The organism is Gluconobacter vitians (assembly GCF_015244565.1).
Taxonomy (GTDB): Bacteria; Pseudomonadota; Alphaproteobacteria; order Acetobacterales; family Acetobacteraceae; genus Gluconobacter; species Gluconobacter vitians.
In genome coordinates this window covers 69380-89851 of sequence record NZ_JABCQG010000002.1, presented here as the reverse complement: position 1 = coordinate 89851, position 20472 = coordinate 69380, and the positions used below count along the sequence as shown (strand labels likewise).

At 60.8% G+C, this 20472-nt stretch carries 18 protein-coding genes and 1 tRNA gene; 12 read left to right on the top strand and 7 right to left on the bottom strand.

Going from position 1 to position 20472, the window contains the following annotated elements:
- Position 1: 1 nt before the first annotated feature.
- Together HKD24_RS02035 and recG are read right to left on the bottom strand one after the other, a co-directional pair.
- Entirely contained in the window at positions 2-1696 is a 1695-nt protein-coding gene (locus HKD24_RS02035) for a putative bifunctional diguanylate cyclase/phosphodiesterase (RefSeq protein WP_194258800.1), read from the bottom strand.
- A 76-nt stretch (positions 1697-1772) separates the two neighbouring features.
- On the bottom strand, positions 1773-3923 hold the full coding sequence (gene recG / locus HKD24_RS02030) for an ATP-dependent DNA helicase RecG (RefSeq protein WP_194258799.1): 2151 nt from the start codon (positions 3921-3923) through the stop codon (positions 1773-1775).
- Positions 3924-3995: 72 nt separating this feature from the next.
- Here recG and mfd point away from each other — a divergent pair, with 72 nt between their 5' ends.
- A complete protein-coding gene (gene mfd, locus HKD24_RS02025; RefSeq protein ID WP_194258798.1) occupies positions 3996-7517 on the top strand; it encodes a transcription-repair coupling factor in 3522 nt (1173 codons plus the stop codon).
- Here the strand turns inward: mfd and HKD24_RS02020 are convergent.
- On the bottom strand, positions 7506-8369 hold the full coding sequence (locus HKD24_RS02020; protein WP_194258797.1) for a DUF2125 domain-containing protein: 864 nt from the start codon (positions 8367-8369) through the stop codon (positions 7506-7508). The genes mfd and HKD24_RS02020 overlap by 12 nt on opposite strands.
- Before the next feature lie 104 nt (positions 8370-8473).
- Between HKD24_RS02020 and HKD24_RS02015 the strand changes: the two genes are divergently transcribed.
- Both HKD24_RS02015 and HKD24_RS02010 read left to right on the top strand, forming a co-directional pair.
- The gene (locus HKD24_RS02015; protein ID WP_194258796.1) at positions 8474-9295 is read left to right on the top strand and encodes a DUF1217 domain-containing protein; all 822 of its coding nucleotides are present in this window, start codon (positions 8474-8476) and stop codon (positions 9293-9295) included.
- A 76-nt stretch (positions 9296-9371) separates the two neighbouring features.
- Entirely contained in the window at positions 9372-10799 is a 1428-nt protein-coding gene (locus tag HKD24_RS02010; protein WP_194258795.1) for a pyridoxal phosphate-dependent decarboxylase family protein, read from the top strand.
- Here the strand turns inward: HKD24_RS02010 and HKD24_RS02005 are convergent.
- The 3 genes from HKD24_RS02005 to HKD24_RS01995 all read right to left on the bottom strand — a co-directional run bounded on the left by HKD24_RS02005 (position 10753) and on the right by HKD24_RS01995 (position 14353).
- On the bottom strand, positions 10753-12627 hold the full coding sequence (locus HKD24_RS02005; protein ID WP_194258794.1) for a cobaltochelatase CobT-related protein: 1875 nt from the start codon (positions 12625-12627) through the stop codon (positions 10753-10755). The two genes, HKD24_RS02010 and HKD24_RS02005, sit on opposite strands and share 47 nt — an antisense overlap.
- Before the next feature lie 4 nt (positions 12628-12631).
- On the bottom strand, positions 12632-13648 hold the full coding sequence (cobS, locus tag HKD24_RS02000; RefSeq protein ID WP_194258793.1) for a cobaltochelatase subunit CobS: 1017 nt from the start codon (positions 13646-13648) through the stop codon (positions 12632-12634).
- A gap of 84 nt (positions 13649-13732) precedes the next feature.
- Positions 13733-14353, bottom strand: coding sequence for a DnaJ domain-containing protein (locus HKD24_RS01995; RefSeq protein ID WP_194258792.1), 621 nt, complete (start codon positions 14351-14353; stop codon positions 13733-13735).
- Between the two features lie 68 nt (positions 14354-14421).
- Here HKD24_RS01995 and HKD24_RS01990 point away from each other — a divergent pair, with 68 nt between their 5' ends.
- Positions 14422-14736, top strand: a complete 315-nt coding sequence (locus HKD24_RS01990) for a BolA family protein (RefSeq protein ID WP_194258791.1) — start codon at positions 14422-14424, stop codon at positions 14734-14736.
- Positions 14733-15326 (top strand): LolA family protein, encoded by a 594-nt coding sequence (locus HKD24_RS01985; RefSeq protein ID WP_194258790.1) that lies wholly within the window; start codon positions 14733-14735, stop codon positions 15324-15326. The genes HKD24_RS01990 and HKD24_RS01985 overlap by 4 nt, the downstream gene beginning before the upstream one ends.
- Here HKD24_RS01985 and lipB read toward each other — a convergent pair.
- Positions 15307-15990 carry a lipoyl(octanoyl) transferase LipB gene (gene lipB, locus HKD24_RS01980; RefSeq protein ID WP_194258789.1) on the bottom strand — a complete coding sequence of 228 codons (684 nt, stop codon included), beginning with the start codon at positions 15988-15990 and terminating at the stop codon, positions 15307-15309. The genes HKD24_RS01985 and lipB overlap by 20 nt on opposite strands.
- Before the next feature lie 77 nt (positions 15991-16067).
- On the opposite strand from lipB, the gene HKD24_RS01975 reads away from it, so the two are divergent.
- The 7 genes from HKD24_RS01975 to HKD24_RS01945 all read left to right on the top strand — a co-directional run bounded on the left by HKD24_RS01975 (position 16068) and on the right by HKD24_RS01945 (position 20383).
- Positions 16068-16153, top strand: a tRNA-Leu gene (locus tag HKD24_RS01975).
- 212 nt (positions 16154-16365) lie between these two features.
- A complete protein-coding gene (galU, locus tag HKD24_RS01970; protein WP_194258788.1) occupies positions 16366-17250 on the top strand; it encodes a UTP--glucose-1-phosphate uridylyltransferase GalU in 885 nt (294 codons plus the stop codon).
- Positions 17250-18656 carry a phosphoglucomutase/phosphomannomutase PgmG gene (gene pgmG / locus HKD24_RS01965; protein ID WP_194258787.1) on the top strand — a complete coding sequence of 469 codons (1407 nt, stop codon included), beginning with the start codon at positions 17250-17252 and terminating at the stop codon, positions 18654-18656. The genes galU and pgmG overlap by 1 nt, the downstream gene beginning before the upstream one ends.
- A 30-nt stretch (positions 18657-18686) precedes the next feature.
- A complete protein-coding gene (locus tag HKD24_RS01960; protein WP_228124120.1) occupies positions 18687-18875 on the top strand; it encodes a DUF3553 domain-containing protein in 189 nt (62 codons plus the stop codon).
- A gap of 1 nt (position 18876) precedes the next feature.
- Complete coding sequence (locus tag HKD24_RS01955; protein WP_228124106.1) at positions 18877-19647, top strand: ComF family protein; 771 nt, start codon at positions 18877-18879, stop codon at positions 19645-19647.
- Between the two features lie 7 nt (positions 19648-19654).
- The gene (gene grxC, locus HKD24_RS01950) at positions 19655-19912 is read left to right on the top strand and encodes a glutaredoxin 3 (protein ID WP_194258785.1); all 258 of its coding nucleotides are present in this window, start codon (positions 19655-19657) and stop codon (positions 19910-19912) included.
- Positions 19913-19951: 39 nt separating this feature from the next.
- Entirely contained in the window at positions 19952-20383 is a 432-nt protein-coding gene (locus HKD24_RS01945) for a DUF2147 domain-containing protein (protein WP_407646342.1), read from the top strand.
- Positions 20384-20472 lie beyond the last annotated feature (89 nt).

Genomic DNA, 20472 nt, shown 5'->3' with positions numbered 1-20472 from the left:
TTTATGCCTGGGCAAGGTGTGGGACGTGACTGTCCCGGATGGGCGTGCCCAGCAGATAGCCCTGAACTTCCTCGCACCCATTGGCATCAAGAATGGCCATCTGGTGTTCTGTCTCCACACCTTTTGCGCAGCATGTAATGTTCAGGGAGCGCGCAAGAGAGAGGATGGCATACATGATCTCGTCGGCCCGCATGTCCTCACCAAGGTACTGAACGAAGGCGCGATCAAGCTTGATCTGGTCCAGCGGATAGATTCGCAACCGTTCCAGCGAGGAGTATCCTGCTCCGAAATCGTCAATGGCAAGGCGCACACCGAGTGCACGGACGCGGGAGAGTTCGCGGAAGGCGATATCTGATGGACCGAAAGGTCTGCATTCCGATAGTTCGATCTGGAGACGTTCGGGCGCCAGACCGGTTTCTGTCAGCACGGCATCGACAAGGGCCGCAAGCCGTTCATTCACCAGCCATACGGGTGAGACATTCACGCAGACTCGCAAGGGAATGGGCCAGTGCAGGGCTGCCTGGCAGGCGTTACGCAGACTCCAGCTGTCCAGCGCTTCGATCATGCCGACTTCCTCGGCATAGCGAATGAACAGGTTTGGAGCGACTTCGCCATGTCCGGGGCGGGTCCAGCGCAGAAGAGCCTCATGCCCGACAATTTTCTGGGATGCCGTATCGACGATGGGCATCCATTTCAGGAAAAGGGCATCGCCTTCGACGGCCTTGAGAAGATCCTGTTCCAGATTGGATGTAATGGCGTAGGCATTGGTCAGTTCCGCGCTGGCACGGCGCTCATGTCCGCCGCCGGTGCGATTGGCTTCAGTCAGTGCCGCGCGGGCTGCGAGGATGAGCTGGTTCGCGTCCTCGGCATCCTGCGGATAGACGCTCCAGCCTGCGGAAATCGAGAAGGGAATGGCGCCCATGTCCAGAGAGACGGGCGTGCTGGAGATTTTCAGGATTGCGTTGACGAGGGAGCGTGTCGTCACGGCTGTTGTGCCGGGCGGGGTGAGAACCATGAAATGGCCGCCACCAACGGAACTCAGAAAACAGCCTTCCGGAAGAACGGCTTTAAGACGGCAGATCATTTCAGCAAGGATCAGATCGGCCGTATCCCATCCGTAACGTTCGTTGATGAGTGACAGATGATCCAGATTGAGATGGATCAGACTGAAGACGGCACGCCGTGAAAGTTTGCCCGTTCTCTCGATGAACTGATGCAGAACATGGAGACTTTCCTCGCGGTCGGGGAGGGACGATTTTCCGTGATGTTCCGGCTGGCCTGCAATCTGCCCTGCGACATCCTGCAGGGCGCTGTGAGCGGCAGAATGGAGGCTTTTTCCTGCCGGATAGAGAGCGACCAGGAACTGGTTCGTCCGGCTGTCATGATGGGGAGGAACAGGACATCCAAGAAATGACCAGTCTTCGGAGAACTGTCCACGAAAAGAGCCCTCGCTGTTCTGGGCGCGATCTGCGGCAAGAACGGTTTCACCAGCAATTATCTTACGCAGTGACGCTGGCAGATCTCCTGCATACTGAAGAACAGTGGTTGTCCCGGTTTTAATAATTTTCAGCAGAACGACAGCAGAAGCACCCGTCGCGGGCAGAAGCAGGCGAAAGAGAAGCGATCGGCTATCCGAAGAGGTGCCAGAGTATTCATATGGGGTCTCTTTCTGAGCGTCTCTGGCAGGACTGCTCATCACGCGTGTACTCCGTAAAACTCAGTTGAATGTGTTATTTCAATGCGGAGCATTATATCTGCGTGAGCTTTTCTGTCTAACCGGAAATCAGAAGCCTGTCGGGATCATTCCGGTCAAATATTTCCAGCAGGAGTCTGAGTGCATGGCCCCGGGGACCCTGCAGATGCGGGTTACGGGCGATTTCACGCTCGCTGTCCTGCTGCATGGCCGTCAGTAGTAGGCTGAGGCGCGCACCCTGAGCCAGACGGAAGCCGGGAAGTCCGGACTGCCTGTCCCCCGCAATGTCGCCGCCGCCACGGATTCTGTAGTCCTCGTCGGCGATCAGGAAACCGTCATTCGTGTCGCGCAGCAGGCTGAGGCGCCGAACGGCGGTGGGTGTTGCAGCGCGATCATGGAGGAGGAGACAGAAGGACTGTTTCGAGCCACGCCCGACGCGCCCGCGAAGCTGGTGAAGCTGGGCCAGACCGAAGCGCTCGGCCTGTTCGATGACCATGACGGAGGCAGCGGGAATGTCCACGCCGACCTCGATAACCGTGGTGGCGACGAGAAGGCGCGTTTTGCCCAGGCGGAACGTGTCCAGGGCGTCCTGACGGACGGTGATGTCCTGCTTGCCGTGGGCAAGACCAACGAGCCCTTCAAACCGCTGCTCCAGTGAGGCCCAGCGCTCTTCAGCCGCTGCTGCGGCCTGTGTCTCGCTGTTTTCGATGAGGGGGCAGACCCAGAAGACCTGCACGCCATCGCGCAGGGCACGGCTGATGCCGGCGAGCACGCTGTCGAGCGAGTCCATGCTGTGCAGGGTCGTGCGGATCGGCTGACGGCCCGGCGGTTTCGAGTCCAGACGGCTGACGCTCATTTCACCCCACTCCATAAGCTGGAGCGTGCGGGGAATGGGGGTCGCCGTCATGACGAGAATGTCGGTCGCTTCTCCCTTGGCGCTCAGATTCATGCGCTGGCGGACGCCGAATCGGTGCTGCTCGTCGATGACGGCAAGGCCAAGGTCGTGGAAAGTTACGCCGTCCTGAAACAGGGCGTGGGTGCCGACGACAATCTTTGCAGTTCCATCCGCGATGGCGGCGAGGGTCTTGCGCCGGGCTGCGCCCTTGATGGTGCCGCTCAGATAGACGCATTCCGTCGGGCAGAGACGGGAAAGCGTTTCAAAATGCTGGCGCGCGAGAATTTCGGTGGGCGCCATGAGGGCAGCCTGCGCGCTGGACTCGACGGTCTGAAGCATGGCGTTCATGGCGACGAAGGTCTTGCCTGCACCGACATCGCCCTGAAGAAGACGCATCATAGGCGTTGAAGCCGAAAGATCGGCAGCGATTTCGGCAATGGCCAGTGTCTGGGCGTGGGTGGGTTTGTGGCCGAAGCGGCGCAGCATTTCGGCCTGAAGTTCGCCAGTGCCGGGGAAGCTGCGTCCATGCCGCTCACGGGCCTTGAGGCGGGCAAGGCCAAAGCAGAGCTGATCAGCCAGAAGCTCGTCGGCGGCGAGGCGGGACAGGGCGCGGTTGCGGACAGGCTCCCATGCGACTTCCGGCGGGATGATTTCGGGGGACTGCATCAGGCGCAGCGCCTGCGTGAAAGACGGCCATTTCCGCTGGGTGACGAGGGCCGGATCCAGCCATTCCGGGAGATCGGGCAGGAGCGCCAGAGCAGCACGCATGGCCTTGCGGACCGTATAGGGAAACAGGCCCGCGGTCAGGGGCCACACGGGTTCGAGCGAGGGGAAACTGTCACGTTTGGCCCAGCTTACGACATGATCGGGCTGGGGCATCGTCAGTTCGCCCTGAAACGTGCCGGTCTTGCCGGAGACGAGAAGCTCGGCGCCGACCGTGGGACTGGGCATGTTGCGCGTCTGGAAAAACACCAGATCCAGCTTTCCGGTATCGTCCTCGGTGCGGATGATGGAAGGCTGTCCGGGGCGACCGGCCTTGCGCAGGGTGAGGACGCGGACATGGGCTGTCAGGATTTCGCCGGGCGCGAGATTGTGTCCGTCCGCGACTGTGCGCAGAATGCGCCGTTCAACAACCCGTTCGGGCAGGGTGAACAGCAGGTCCAGCACGCGTCGACCGCCCGCGATCTTTTCCAGCAGGCTAGCGTGCCGGGGGCCGATACCGGGCAGGCTCGTCAGCGGTGCGAAGAGGGGAGCGAGACGGTCGTCCCAGGCTTCGTTGCGCTGTTCTTTGTCGGAATGGGATGGAAGAGACTGCGGGAACTGTTCGGACGGCATCGTGACAACGGGCGCTTCCCGTGCTCCTCGGGCTGACAGGCGATGGAACGGCAGGTATAGGGCATTAGCAGGATGGAACAAAACGAAACCATGACCCGTGAAATGTCCACAGCCTCCTTCGGCAGGTCTTTCGGACCAACCGTCTGGGGCGTGCCGGATGGCAGTGTGGCCTTTCTTCTCCGCCAGCGCCTTGCCGAGCATGACGGACCTCTGCTTCACGTTGCGCGCGATGACGCTGCCGTGGCCGCGCTGGCCGACATGCTGGCCTGGCTCATGCCGGAAGTGGAAGTTCTGCGTCTGCCTGCCTGGGACTGCCTGCCTTATGACCGCGTCTCGCCCAATCCGGTTCTGATTGCCGAACGGGCCGGGACGCTGTGTCGCCTGCTGGAGCCCACGAAGGCACGGCGGATCGTTCTGACGACCGTGCACAGCCTGGTGCAGCGCGTGCCCCCGCGCTCGGCGTTCCGGGGGCAGTCCATCAGCGTGAAGACGGGCGAGAGCCTCGATCAGGCCATGCTGATCGAACTGCTGATCGCCAACGGCTACACCCGGACCGATACGGTCATGGAAGCGGGCGAATTCGCGACAAGGGGCGGGATCTTCGATCTGTTTCCGGCCGGCGAGAGCGATCCGATCCGGCTGGACCTGTTCGGGGACGAGGTGGAGAACATCCGCGCGTTTGACGTTGGCACGCAGCGTTCCACCGAGACCCTGAAGCGTTTTGAGCTGCGCCCGGTATCCGAATTCTCGCTGGGCCCGGACAGCATCAGCCGCTTCCGGACAGGCTGGCGCGATTCGTTCGGCCCTGCTGCGACATCCGATACGATCTACGAGAACGTCTCCGACGGACGGCGTTATCCGGGGCTGGAGCATTACCTGCCGCTGTTTCATGACGGTGACGGGCACCAGATGGAAACGCTGCTGGATTACTTGCCGGGCGGGGCGGTCAGCTTCGATCAACATGCGCCGGAAATCCTCAAGGCCCGGCTGGACATGATCGCCGATCATTATCAGGCCCGCCGTGTACCGACCCGCGAGGGCGAGATCCCGTACCGTCCGCTGCCGCCGCACCGGCTGTATCTGGATGCTCACGGCTGGGAGTCGATGCTGGCGGATGTCCCGTCCGTCATTCTCAATGCATTTGCCATGCCGGATACGGCTCAGGGCGTGGACGCAGGCTATCGCCCCGGACCGCTGTTCGCGCGCGCCAAGGATGGAAGCCGGGCCGGGATGTTCGAAGCCTTCGGACAGCAGGTGAAGACCTGGGCCGAGGCAGGACGGCGGACCTATGTCACGGCCTGGAGCCGCGGATCACGGGAACGGATCTCGCATCTTCTGGCCGAGCATGGTGTCACGACGACGTCCTATGAAGACTGGCCGGATGCATCGGGAATGCCGAAGGGCACGACCGGCCTGCTGACGCTGGGTCTGGAGCGCGGGTTTGTTTCGGACCGTCTGTGTTTCGTCTCCGAGCAGGATCTTCTGGGCGAGCGGATTTCCCGGCCGCCGCGCCGTCGCAAGCGTGGCGAGCAATTCATCTCGCAGGTCGGCGAGATCGCGGAAGGGGATCTGGTCGTTCATTCCGATTACGGGATCGGGCGCTATGTCGGGCTTGAGACAGTCGTCGAAGGCCGCGTTGCACACGATTACCTGTCGATCCTCTATGACGGGGAACAGCGGCTTCTCCTGCCGGTTGAGAATATCGAACTTCTGAGCCGGTTTGGCTCGGAACAGGCCGGAGTGCAGCTCGACAAGCTGGGCGGAACCGCCTGGCAGGCGCGCAAGGCCAAGATGAAGTCCCGCATCCGCGTCATGGCGGGTGAGCTGATCAAGACAGCCGCGGCCCGTGCGCTCAAGGATGCGCCGACGCTCGCGCCGGCTGAAGGGCTGTGGGACGAGTTCTGTGCGCGCTTCCCGTTCGTGGAAACGGAGGACCAGTCTCGCGCGATTGCGGATGTGCTGGAAGACATGAGCGCCGGGCGGCCGATGGATCGTCTGGTCTGTGGCGACGTGGGCTTCGGCAAGACGGAAGTGGCGCTGCGGGCAGCGTTCGTCGCCGCACTTTCGGGGATGCAGGTCGCGGTCGTGGTGCCGACGACGCTGCTGGCCCGTCAGCATTTCCGCAGCTTCTCGACGCGCTTCGAGGGCTTTCCGGTCAATGTGGCGCAGCTTTCCCGCCTGATCACGCCCAAGGAAGCTACGAAGGTCCGCGAAGGCATGGCGGATGGCACGGTGGATATCGTGGTCGGCACCCATGCACTGCTGGCCAAGACCGTGTCCTTCGAGCGTCTGGGTTTGCTGATCATCGACGAGGAGCAGCATTTCGGTGTGGCGCATAAGGAGCGTCTGAAGGCGTTGCGTGAGGACGTGCATGTCCTGACCCTGTCGGCCACGCCGCTGCCCAGAACGCTTCAGCTTTCGTTGTCCGGTGTGCGCGAAATGAGCCTGATCGCAACGCCACCGACAGACCGTCTGGCGGTGCGCACCTTCATCACGCCGTTCGACAGCGTCATGATCCGCGAGGCGATCCAGCGTGAGCGGTTCCGCGGTGGTCAGATCTTCTGCGTCGTGCCGCGTCTGGCAGATATGGACCGGATGGCCGAGCGCCTGATCGAAATCGTCCCGGACGCCAAGACCGTTCAGGCCCATGGACGTCTGACGCCCACGGAACTCGAACGTGTCATGACGGAGTTCGCGGACGGAAAATACGACATCCTGCTCTCCACCAATATCGTGGAAAGCGGGCTGGATATGCCGAGCGTGAATACGATCATCATCCACCGTGCGGACATGTTCGGTCTGGGGCAGCTCTATCAGCTTCGTGGACGTGTCGGGCGTGGCAAGCAGCGTGGTTACGCCTACCTGACTTGGCCGCAGACGCGCCCGCTGTCTCCCGCATCGGAAAAGCGGCTTGAGGTCATGCAGACGCTGGACTCGCTGGGGGCAGGCTTCACGCTGGCGTCCCACGACCTTGATCTGCGTGGTGCGGGCAACCTGCTGGGCGACGAGCAGTCCGGGCATATCAAGGAAGTCGGAATCGAGCTGTATCAGCAGATGCTCGAAGACGCCGTGATTGATATGCGCCGTGAGCGCGGCAAGCGTCAGGAAGACGAGGACAGCTGGACCCCGACCATCATTCTCGGCCTGCCGGTGCTGATCCCCGAAACTTATGTGCCGGATCTGCCGGTACGCCTGGGGCTGTACCGGCGCATTGCATCGCTGACGAATGAGGCCGAGGTCGAGGCCATGCGCGCCGAGCTCGTGGACCGCTTCGGATCGCTTCCGCTGGAAGTCGGCAATCTGCTCGATGTGGTTCTGATCAAGCGTCTGTGTCGTGAGGCTGGCGTCGAGCGTCTGGAGACGGGGCCGAAGGGCATGGTGATCCAGTTCCGCCGGAACCGTTTCCGCAATCCGGCCGCGCTGATCGACTGGGTAACGCGCAAGAAGGAATCGGGCGTGAAGATCCGCCCCGACCACAAGCTTGCGGTCATCCGCGAAATGACGAACGCGACCCGCATCGGCTACGCCAAGAAGGTCACGACCGTTCTGTGCAAGATGATCCGCAAGCTTGAAGCGTCAAAATCAGGGGACTGAGAACGGCAGCGGGATGCGGTTGACGGTCACGACACCGCCACTCAGCCCGATGTCCCACAATGTCGCATCACCGCTCTGACGGCCCATCAGCCGGGCGATCGTCAGGGCGGCCACGACCTTCTTCGGTGCCGTGTCGCGGATCTGGCCAATCAGGGTCTCAACATTCGTGACACCGACCTGCAGGTCTGCTGCCGATGTCGATGCGGTGGCGCCGGGCTCAATCGTGCCTTTGCCGTCGATGGTGCTGGTACCGGAAACAGCGTGCAGGGCATTGATCGTGATCTGCTGGCGCGCCGTATCGAGACCCTGGACCGTCAGATCGGCTGAAAGCTGTGTCGGCATGAGGGGCTGCTTGGTGTCGTGGATACCGGTGCCCTCGACTTTCAGATGCAGGTCCGGTGTCGTCTGGACGGCCTGGATCGAGGCCTTGCGGATCGTCATGTCATGACCGGGGCGAGCCAGTTTGACATCTGTCCATGCCGCCTGCGGCGTTCCGGGCCGGAGATCGCTGCTGTTGATTCCAAGGCCCTGATCCTTGCAGGCATCGCTGATGCCGCCCCTGAAAGCACTGAGCGCGGCATAGGCTGCCACGGCATTGAAACGCTCCAGGGTTGCGCCCTGCACGTGGCCGGATGGATCGGACAGGCTGATGCCATGAATATCCAGCGTGATGTTAGTCCCGGTCAGCGTGGCATGAAGTGTTCTGGCCGTCAGGCCATGCGCACCACTCTGGGTTCCGGCAAGCTCATAGGTGAAGCAGGAGGCAGGCATGTCGGGCAGTGTGGACGCGCTGGCAACGGCAGGTATTACTAATGCCGCAGTCGCAGCAAGCAGCGTAAGTCGGGCGAACATGAGAAATCTCCGGAGGCTGGGGAGAAGGGCAAGAGACGTTAAGATTGTATTAGGGAATGGCGGGATAGGGTGACGCACCCGCTCCCTGTTTCGGAGAAATGCGCGTGTCTTCTTCCATCTCCGCCATGCCCGCAATCCCTCAGTATGTCTCCATCATCAAGGATGAAGACTCTTCGGCGAACAAGTGGGAAAAAACAAGCGTCTCCACCCAGCAGGCTGTTGCGGCTTTCAAGCAGGATGCGGCTACGATCAAGACACCGGAGCAGCTTCTGAAAAACTACAAGGCGCTCAAGGTTGTGCTGGGGGCTTACGGAATGTCCTCGGCAATTGGTGAGACTGCGGTCATCCAGAAACTTATGACGCAGGACCCGACATCCTCGACATCCCTTGCACAGACCAGCGGGAACTCCTCCTGGAAGGCCTTTGCAAATGCCTTTTCCGACTGGACGACCTCGCCGCTGTCCTCTCCTGACACGGTGCAGAGCATTACCCAGAGCTATCTGACCAACAGCTATGAAGACAGCCTGCAGACAGAGACGCCGGGCCTTGGGGATGCGCTGTATTTCACCCGTACAGCCACGACGGACATGACTCTTGCCAATGTCATGTCGGATCCGAAGCTCCTGAAGGTGGCCGAGGTTGTCTCCGGTTTTGATACCACGCAGTTCGGTGCATTGGATTACGACCAGCAGGTCCGTCTGCTGGGATCGAAGCTGGATATGTCCAAGCTCAGCACCACCAAGGGGATCCAGCAGTTTGCGCAGCAGTATCTTGCTTTGCTGCAGATCCATCCCACGGCGACCACAACACCCGCAAGCATGCTGACCCTGTATGGTGGGGACGGATCCACGACCGATATTCTTTCCCTCTTCACGGGAAACTCAAGCAGTGACAGCAGTTCCTCGCTGTATTCCGCTCTGCTCTAAGCCTTTTGCTGACGTGACATTGCGGGAATGGCCCTGTATCGCAAACACCTGATGGATTTCAGGTGAAGGGATAATCATGGCCGGACTGGACCCCACCGACTGGCGCGGTATCCGGGAGATCGGGCACCGGATGCTGGATGAGGTTTTCGACCGCATGGAACATGTGGGCGAGGGACCGGTCTGGCGTCCCATGCCGCCTGATGCGCGTCAGGCCATGAAGGAAGGTCTTCCAGAAAAGGGACATTCGCTCGATGAACTGTATGGGCGATACCTTGAACTGGTCGTACCTTATGGCGTGGGAAACACGCATCCCGGTTTCATGGGATGGGTACATGGCGCGGGTACGCCGGTCGGGATGCTGGCTGAAATGCTGGCGGGCGGACTGAACGCCAATTGCGGCGGTCGGGATCATGCACCGATTGAGGTCGAGCGTGAGGTGATCCGCTGGGCGCTCCAAATGGTCGGAATGCCGCGGGACGGGTCTGGCTGTCTGGTGACCGGATCGTCCATGGCCAATTTCATCAGCGTGATTACCGCAAGCCGGGCGCAGGATCTGTCCATGCGGCGGGAAGGTGTCGGTGGCCGTGGCTTTGTGGGCTATGCTGCGACGACTGCTCATGGATGCCTGCCGCGCGCCTTTGATCTCGCAGGGCTGGGTAGCGATGCACTTCGCCGCGTTCCGGTTCTGGCGGATCATTGCATGGATGTCTTGGCCCTGCGGGATATGATCGCGGCTGACCGTGAAGCTGGTCTGGTGCCATTCATGGTGGCCGGCACGGCCGGGACGGTTGATTGTGGCGCGATTGATGATCTGGCGGCAATCGAGGCCGTCGCCCGCGAGGCTGGCCTCTGGTTTCATGTCGATGCGGCTTTCGGCGCGCTGGCCTGCCTGTCAGACCGGTTTCAGGCTCGGCTTTCCGGAATTGAGAAAGCGGATAGTCTGGCGTTCGACTTCCACAAATGGGCGCAGGTTCCCTATGACGCGGGCTGTGTGCTTGTGCGTGACAGCCATAAACACGCGGCGGCCTTTGCGCAGTCTCTGGATTACCTGACGCGCGAGGAACGCGGGCTGGCTGCCGGCGCGCCTTGGTTCTGTGATTTCGGGCCGGATCTGTCCCGCGGGTTCCGGGCGCTCAAGGTCTGGATGACGCTCGGGCACTACGGATCGGAGCGCATGGGGCAGATGGTCGAGACATGCTGCGATGTCGCGGCGGATCTGGCCGAGCGGGTTGAGCGGACGGAAGGACTAGTCCTGCTGGCCCCTGTCACGCTGAATATCGTCTGCTTTGGTCTTGATGGGCTTGATGATGCCGAAGTCTCGGAACTGGTGCAGGACCTGCACGAAAGCGGGATCGCTGCACCGTCCACGACACGAATCAACGGCCAGTTGGCGGTGCGGGCGGCGATCGTCAATCACCGGACCACAACCGTCCATACCAACCGGATGCTGGAAGCGGTTATCGCGTTGCGCGACGAGCGCCTGCGGGCGCGAACAGTGCGCTGAGCTGGGACATCATGGTTCCGCCGAGATCTTCGGCGGAACTGATGGTGACGCTGTTGCGGTAATAGCGCGTCACGTCATGGCCGATGCCGATGGCCAGCAGTTCCGTGCTCTGGTCCGCTTCGATCCGGGCGATCACCTGCCGGAGATGGTCTTCCAGATAGTTGTGCGGATTGGCGGAGAACGTACTGTCATCCACAGGCGCACCATCGGAAATCACCATCAGAATATGGCGATGCTCCGAGCGACGGCGCAGGCGTTTCCAGGCCCAGAGCAGGGCTTCGCCGTCGATGTTTTCCTTGAGCAGACCATCGCGTAGCATCAGGCCCAGATTACGCCGGGCGCGCCGTAAGGGCGTATCCGCATCCTTGTAGATGATATGGCGCAGATCATTCAGTCGTCCCGGTTCAGCCGGTCGACCGGCCTTCAGCCAGCGCTCACGGCTCTGGCCACCTTTCCACTGGCGGGTCGTGAAGCCCAGAACTTCGACCTTCACGCCACAACGCTCAAGCGTACGGGCCAGAATGTCGCCGCAGATGGCCGCCGTGCCGATCGGCCGCCCACGCATGGAGCCGGAATTGTCGATCAGAAGGGTGACGACCGTATCGCGGAACTCTGTCTCGCATTCATGCTTGCAGGACAGTGGCATCGTCGGGTTGGTCACGACACGGGACAGGCGCCCGGCGTCAATGATGCCTTCTTCCTGATCGAACTCCCACCGACGCTGCTGCTGGGCCATGAGGCGGCGCTGCAGCCGGTGCGCCAGACGGGAGACGAGACCGTGCAACTGGGACATCTGCTGGTCAAGCTTCTGGCGCAGACGCTCCAGTTCGTCCGGATCGCACAGATCCGAGGCGCTGACCTCTTCGTCAAAATCAGTCGTATAGGCTTTGTAGCTGTTGAGGACTTCCGACGGGCCAGCATCGGCCTGCTGATCCGAAGGGCCTGCCGCTTCCTCGGTGCCATCTTCGGACATCTCGGCGGCTTCACTGGCGTCGCTTTCGCCTGACAGACCGGTTTCGCCACTCTCAGGCTGATAGCCTTCTTCTTCCTCTTCCGTTGCAGCAGGAGCCTGTTGGTCCTGACCATCCGCTTCGGGAGCGTCGCTGTCCGTTGTTTCCTCTTCGTCAGACGGCAGATCAGACGGTGCCATCTGCTCCTCGTCCTCATCGGGCACGCTGGTCAGATGGCAGGCACCGAGGAAGCGGGTTGTCGCACGCGCAAACGCAGCCTGATCGCTCTGGGTACGGGCCATGTCTTCCAGAGCGGCCTTGGCGGCCGGGGTCAGGGAAGCACGCCATTCATCCAGCGCCGGACCGGCCTGCACCGGCATGGGATGGCCGCTCATGGCCTCGCGGGCAAGGAGATCGAGCGCAACAGGAGCCGGCATGTCCTCGCGCGTTTTCATGCGATTGCAGCCCATTTCGGCACAATGCTGGGCGACGCGCTGTTCCAGATTGGCACGAACACCGGCCATGTGGCGTGACCCATAGACCTCGCAACGGGCCTGTTCGAGCGTATCGAAAGCCTGTCGGGCCAGAGGCTCTGACGGCGCGCTGGCAGTTTTTTCAGCGTGGTACCGCATCCGCAGCGCAGCAGCATCCGCAGCCCCACGGATCTTGCGGATTTCCCAGTCGTGCATGTGGCGCGACAGATGCGGAAGTTCCACGCTGTCGGCGCCGGACTGGTTCTGCTGGCTTCCTTTGACGGCGCCCTGGAAATCCACACCCTGTTCCGGCGCCCCACCTATGGCGCGCAGGGTGGCGACAGTCGCCTGCCGGAAGCGTTCCTGCTTTTGTTCGTCAGTCAGGGGATTCTTGGGAGCGGACAAGGGATCAGGCCAGCGGCGAGGCGTTGAAGCAGCGCTGATAGTACTCAGCCACAATGCCACGCTCGGCTTCATCGCACTTATTGAGGAAGGTCAGCCGGAAAGAAAACGCCACGTCATTGAAAATACGGTTGTTTTCGGCCCAGGCAATGACGGAACGCGGGGACATGACGGTGGAGATGTCACCGGCCATGAATCCCGCACGCGTCAGGTTCGCCAGAGCGACCATATGCTCGACCAATGTCGTGGCATCCTTATCTTCTGCCGGAATCTTCAGCTTGGACGTCACGATGCTGACTTCCTGTTCCAGCGGCAGGTAATTCAGGGTGGCGACGATATTCCAGCGGTCCATCTGGCCCTGATTGATCTGCTGGGTGCCGTGATACAGACCTGTCGTATCGCCCAGACCGACCGTATTCGCAGTAGCAAACAGGCGGAAAGCAGGGTTGGGCCGGATCACGCGGTTCTGGTCCAGAAGCGTCAGATGCCCCTCGGCTTCGAGCACACGCTGGATCACGAACATCACATCCGGGCGTCCCGCGTCATATTCATCAAAGATCAGGGCGCAGGGATGCTGGAGGCACCAGGGCAACAGGCCCTCGCGGAATTCGGTAACCTGCTTGCCGTCCTTGAGCACGATCGCATCCTTGCCGATCAGATCGATCCGCGAGACATGGCTGTCGAGGTTGATCCGGACGCAGGGCCAGTTCAGGCGGGCAGCGATCTGTTCGATATGGGACGATTTGCCGGTGCCGTGAAAGCCTTGGATCATGACGCGACGGTTGAAAGCAAAGCCTGCGAGGATGGCGCGGGTCGTGTCTTCGTCGAACTTGTAGGACGGGTCGATGTCAGGAACATGCTCGGTGCGGACCGAATAGGCCGGAACCTGCATGTCCGTGCGGATACCGAAAACCTCGGCCGACGACACCATGCGGTCCGGAGCCCCAAGAACGCTGGTCGGGACGGCAGCGTTTTCAGCGGTGGTCACGGCTTCCGGGGTTTCGATCGTTGCGAAATCGCTCATGGTGCTCTTAGGCTTTCTCTGGCTTTGGATCAGGACGTTCTGGAGAAGATGGAGCCTTGGCGGTCTCTGTTCCAGTCTAAAAATTCAGGAAACGAAATCGTCCTGACGCGTGAAATGAACTTTCAGAACCGCATAGGCCGATCCGATGGCCTTGAACCGCTCTTCGGATTTCGCATCGCCGATATTGGCATCCGGATGATGCTGGCGGGCGAGGGCGCGGTAACGGCTCTTTACCTCATCGAACGAGACCGGCCATGTCAGATCCAGCGTTGCCAGAGGCTGGCGCAGGGGCTCGGGTATCCCGGCGGCCTGGGCGGATGCACGCTGGCGCGCGGCATCTTTCGCACGTTCGGCGCGGCTGTGACGGGTCGCCCCGAGAATGTCCAGCGGATCAAGGATGTCCTCCTCGTTGAACTCCGCCTTGTTGGCTGTTCCCGTGCCAAGCTTCCATGACGGCCGCTGCCAGGACACGTCTGCCCGCAGATGCGCCTCAATCTGGCCTGGCGTCATGCCGCGATAGAAATCCCAGCGGGAGTTGTATTCGCGGACATGGTCGAGGCAGAACCAGAAATAAGAGCGCAGGGCATCGCGTCCGCGCGGCGCCCGATAGCCGGCAGGTTCATTGCAGCCCGGATGGTCACAGACCTGTTCCGGCGCGTCAGGATCGGGATCGAAAGCCCGGTGTCTGGTGGATTTGCGCTGCATGGTGTCTGATATGGGCAATCACAGTGGCCCTATGCAAGCGGGCATTCCTCAAGCCGGACGATTTTACTATGTCTGAAACAGCTTCACGTTCCTCTACCCAGCCGGGCAGCCGACGGGACCGGATCACGGAAATCCTTCAGCGTGAACTTGCACCGAGCAAGCTCGAAATTCATGATGACAGTGCACGGCACGCCCATCATGCCGGTGCAAAGGCGCTTGGCGGTGGCGGAGAGACGCATTTCAATGTTGCCATCACGAGCGCCCGTTTCGATGGCCTGAACCGGGTGGCCCGTCACCGGCTGGTCAATGGACTTCTGGCCGGAGAGTTCAGTTCGGGCCTTCATGCACTGTCACTGGTCCTGCACGGAGAGAAAACACCATGAAACGCGCCCTGCTGGCTCTTCTGCTGCTGTCTGGCTGTGCGACGAGCGGTTATGGGAACCTGCCTCAGTCGGAACAAAGCGATGTGCGTCGCATCGAGGCCTATCTGAACGGCATCCGGGGACTGCAAGCCGCTTTCGTGCAGCGTGGGCCGGATGCCGGACAGAGCGAAGGGCGGTTTTCGTATGTTCCGGGGCATCTGAGGCTGGATTACATCGTGCCACACCCGATGGAGCTGGTGGCCGGAGAGGGACATCTCGTGCTGGCCGATCAGGGAACAGGTGCTGTGACGCATCTGTCGCTGAGGCATAATCCGCTCGGGCTGCTGCTGAAATATCCGATCCGATTTGATGGCGACGTTCAGGTGACGGATGTCCGCCACGGAAACGGATCGCTTCAGGTTTCCGTGGCGCAGGCGGATAATCCGTCCCAGGGACTGCTGACGATCCAGTTTTCGGACGTGAACGGCCAGCTCAGCCTGATCGGATTACAGGGTGTGGATGCCCGGCAACATCATTTCGGTGTCCTGCTCTCCGACGTACGGCAGGGCGTGATGATCGTACCCTCCGTCTTTACGCCGCCCGCGGGATAGAGCCAAAGCGCTCCAGCCATGACGCCGCCAAGGCGTCATCGAGATCCTTCATCGTCAGGCTGCTGTCGAATCGCTGGAGACTGGTGACGCCGAATTCGCGGATGCCGCAGGGAACGATGCCGTCAAAGTCGTTCAGATCCGGACTGACATTGATCGAAACGCCATGCCAGCTCACCCAGCGGCTGACACGGATGCCCAGTGCGCCGATCTTGGCTTCCAGGCCGGTGAGGGGATCAATCGTCCAGACACCGATTCGTCCTTCCCGCGTAAACGCTTCAACGCCCAGCCGGGCAAGTGAATCGATCATCCATCCTTCCAGTCCCGCCACGAAAGCCCGCAAATCGCGGGGAGGGACGGTACCGTTCTGGTGCGTCAGGTCCAGCATGACATAGCCAAGGCGCTGTCCCGGCCCATGATAGGTCCACTGGCCTCCGCGCCCGGCCGCGTAAGTCGGGTATCCATGCGGATTATAGAGATCAGCATCTTTGGCGGACGTGCCGGCTGTAAAGACAGGCGGGTGCTCCAGCAGCCAGACCAGGGGTGCTGACGTTTCCTGATGGATCTCCTTTGCGCGCGCTTCCATGAAGGCGAGCGCTTCGGGATAGGGCGTCAGCCCCGGCGTGGATTTCCACAAAATTTCTTCACAAATCTCATTCCGGGTCATTGCCCTCGTTTCCGGCATCGGCTATAGCCCCTCCCACACCGGACGGTCATGCACCACGCAGGACCGTTTGTCACGGGGCGGCCGTGGCGGAATGGTAGACGCGCAAGCTTGAGGTGCTTGTGGGGGCAACCCCGTGGAAGTTCGAGTCTTCTCGGCCGCACCACTGACATTTTGATGTCAGTGTATCCCAGTACAAATCACACATCATAAAAATTAAACCCTGTTAAGGACTGAAAAGTTGCTAAGCAGTTCTCTGGTCTGTGCCATCTTGTTGCCAGACTACTGAGACAGAGTTATTCCTCGTTGCGTCCTTGAGAGCGTCTGGACTTCCGGTTCGGCGGTCGGGCGTCATTTTCGGCTGATGTGTGAGGTTTCGTGATCAAGCCACTGAAAAAAGCTGTTCTTCCTGTTGCCGGTCTCGGAACGCGGTTTCTGCCCGCGACCAAGGCCATGCCGAAGGAGATGCTTCCTGTTGTCGACAAGCCGCTGATCCAGTATGCGATCGATGAAGCGCGCGAAGCAGGAATTGAAGAGTTCTGCCTGGTCACCGGGCGGGGCAAGGACAGCCTGATCGATTATTTCGATATTGCCTATGAGCTTGAGGCAACGCTCAAGGAGCGCGGCAAGAAAAGTGCACTTGAAGCGCTTGCACCCAGCAGTGTGGAAGCGGGCTCCCTCGTGGCCGTGCGTCAGCAGGAACCGCTGGGCCTGGGGCATGCCATCTGGTGTGCGCGCTCTTTCATCGGGGATGACCCGTTCGCCATCCTGCTGCCGGACGATATCGTCAAGGGCCGCAGCTGCATTGGTCAGCTGGTTGAGGCATACAACAAGACCGGTGGTAACGTCGTGGCCGTGACGGAAGTCCCGCCCGAGCATACAAACCGCTACGGTATCCTCGATGTCGGCAGCGATGACGGCAAGCTCGTCGAGGTCAAGGGACTGGTCGAGAAGCCTGCTCCGGAAGACGCACCGTCGAACCTGTCCATCATCGGCCGCTATGTGCTGACACCCGACGTCATGAAGTATCTGGCGAAGCTGGAACGTGGCGCAGGCAATGAAGTGCAGCTTACGGATGCAATGGCCAAGACGATCGGTGAAGTACCGTTCCATGGTCTGCGCTACGAAGGCACGCGCTATGACTGCGGTGACAAGGCAGGCTTCCTTGAAGCTCAGATCGCGTTCTCGATCGATCGCGAGGATCTTGGCGCTTCCGTGAAGTCCTTCCTCAAGAAGTACAAACAGTACGTGGACGCCGCCTGATGCCATTTCGGCATGATTTTGATCCGACGAGCCTGCGGGAATATGACATCCGCGGGATCGTCGGCAAGACGCTGCATCCCGCCGACGCCTTTGCCATTGGTCGCACATTCGCGAGCATGGTGATCCGCGCCGGTGGGAAGCGGATCGTGGTTGGATATGACGGGCGCCTGTCTTCACCGGCTCTGGAAGAGGCGCTGGTTCGCGGCGCTGTCGAGTCCGGAGCAGAGGTTACACGGATCGGGTGTGGGCCAACGCCCATGCTCTATTTCGCATCCGTAGTTGATGATGCTGATGGCGCCGTCATGGTCACGGGCAGCCATAATCCGCCCGATTACAACGGCTTCAAGATGATGATGGGCGGCAAGCCCTTCTACGGTGATCAGATCCGTGAACTGGGCCGCCTGTCCGCTTCGGGTGATGTTCTGCCGGAAACGGAAGGATCGTCTGCCTTCGTTGATATTTCTGCCCGGTATATTGATCGTCTTGTGCAGGATTATGACGGTGTCAGGCCGCTGCGGGTTGTCTGGGATAATGGCAATTCGGCAGCGGGCGATGTCCTGAAACGTCTGGTCGAGCGTCTGCCCGGAGAGCATACCATTCTTTTCGGGGATATTGATGGGCATTTCCCCAACCATCATCCGGATCCGACGGTTGAGAAAAACCTGCAGGACCTGATCCGGACTGTTGACGAAAAGCAGGCTGATCTGGGGATCGCTTTTGATGGTGATGCGGACCGGATCGGTATTGTCGATAACCGGGGGCAGATCTTCTGGGGCGACCAGATGCTGGTTCTTCTGGCGCAGGATGTTCTGAGCCGTCATCCGGGTGCGACGATCATCGCGGATGTGAAAGCCAGCCAGATCCTGTTCGATGAAGTCGCAAAGGCCGGTGGTCAGCCGCTGATGTGGAAGACCGGCCATTCTCTCATCAAGACCAAGATGGCTGAAACCGGCTCTCCGCTTGCAGGTGAGATGTCCGGCCATATCTTCTTTGCCGACAAATGGTACGGCTTTGATGATGCGCTTTATGCCGCCGTACGGGTACTTGGGATCGTCTCACGTCTGCCGGGACCGCTCTCGGACTTCCGTGACAGCCTGCCGGTGACGGTCACGACGCCTGAACTGCGCTTTAACTGCGATGATACGCGTAAGTTCGAGGTCATCAGGGAAGTGGCCGCACGTCTGCGCACCGAAGGCGCTGATGTGTCCGAGATCGACGGCGTTCGCGTCAAGACGCAGGATGGCTGGTGGCTGCTTCGGGCGTCCAACACGCAGGCGGTGCTGGTGGCGCGCGCCGAGGCCCGCGACGAAGCAGGGCTGGATCGCCTGAAAAGCGCTCTGGCGTCCCAGCTTGAAGCATCCGGCCTTGAAGCTCCTGATTTCTCTGGCGAGAATGCAGGGCACTGAAACGGGATCGGCTCCGGTCAGTTGGCAGGTTTGCCAGTGACCGGACCGTTCCAGTCTTTCCTCGAGCCCGGCCAGATCGTTGAACATCCCGATTATCCCGAATGGGGCTGGGGGCAGGTGCAGTCTGCTGTGGGAGAGCGGGTAACCGTCAATTTCCAGCATCAGGGCAAGGTCCTGATCGACGCATCCCTTGTCACGCTCAGGCTGCTGCCGCGATAGGATGCCAAAGCTTCTGACCCGCGGCGCGCGTCTTGTTCTGAATACGCTCCTGCCTCCGACCTGCGCCGCCTGCGGTACGGAAGTCATGACGGAAGGGGCGTTCTGCGGGACGTGCTTTCAGGCGGCACGGCGGATTGTTGCGCCATGCTGTCACCGGTGCAGTGTTCCGCTGGAAAACGAAGGGCTGGGAGGGGCGCAGAACTGCTGCGCGGCCTGTCAGGCCCATCCGCCATTATGGCGCTCGGCGAGGGCGGCCTTCGTCTATGATGCCTGGTCACGCCGCCTGATCCTCCCACTCAAATATTCCGATCATACTGAAAATGCCGCAGTGCTGGCCCGTCAGATGGCCGCTTCAGGCGCAGAACTGCTGAAGAACGCCACGGTGGTTGTGCCTGTGCCTCTGTATCGCACCCGATTGTGGAAGCGGCGCTACAATCAGGCTGCATTGATGGCGCAGGCCATTTCCCGGCTTGCGGGTCTGCCCTGTGTGGTGGATGCTCTGCAGCGTGTCCGGCCCACAAGGGCACTGGCCCGGTTGCCCGCCGGTGAACGTGAGCAGGAGATGGAACAGGCGGTCCGGATGCGGAAAGGCCGTGACGTTCGGATACAGGGCCAGGCCGTTCTGCTGGTTGATGATGTGCTGACGACAGGCTCTACCGCAACGGCCTGCACGGCGGCTTTGATGAAGGCTGGTGCGGCGAGCGTGGATATTTTGGTTGCAGCACGGACCGGGAGAGTGGATGAACAGAACCCGCGCTTTGTCCAGGAATGAGGATCCTATGCCGAAAATCGAGATTTTTACCCAGCCTGGATGTCCGTATTGTGTGCATGCCGTGAGCCTGCTTCGCTCCAAGGGTGTGGCGTTTCAGGAAATCAACGCGCCACATGGATCAGTCGAGCGAGAAGACTCCATTCGCCGCTCCGGCAGCCGGACCGTGCCGCAGACATTTGTGGACGGTAAGGGTCTGGGGGGGTGTGACGATCTGATGGCACTTGATCGTGCGGGGCGCCTTGATGCCCTGCTGGGCAAGGTCTGAATGCGGGGAGCAGGCTTTTTTGCAGCTGTCCTGCTGGCTGTGACATCTCTCACCGGTGCGTACGCCCAGTCCGCTCCACCTCCGTCCGATATTCCGGAAGAAGGTCTGTGGCTGTCCGAAGAGCATGACGGTCTCTTTTCCATTGAGCCCTGTGGTCACATGCTCTGCGGACAATTGATTGGCATGGCGTATGACGGCGCGGTTCCCAAGGACGTCTGGGGACGGTCACAGTGTGGAATCCGCATGCTGACAGACTTTGTCCCAATTGAGGACCGCAAGTGGCAGGGCCATATTCTTGATCCGCGGACCGGACGAGTCTATCAGGCGCGGATATGGGTATCCCAGCCCAATATTCTGAAACTGCGCGGATTCGTTCTGGGGATGCCTCTTCTGGGTGAAACCCAGACCTGGAGCCGCTATAATGGTCCGCCCGTTGGGCCACAATGCAAACTGCCGAAGGATGCTCACTGAGTCTGTCACCGGGAAAACGGCGTCCGGGTCGGGAATGCGCCTTTACCCTGGCAGCGGCGTTTTAACTCCGCCACACCGAAAGGAATGCA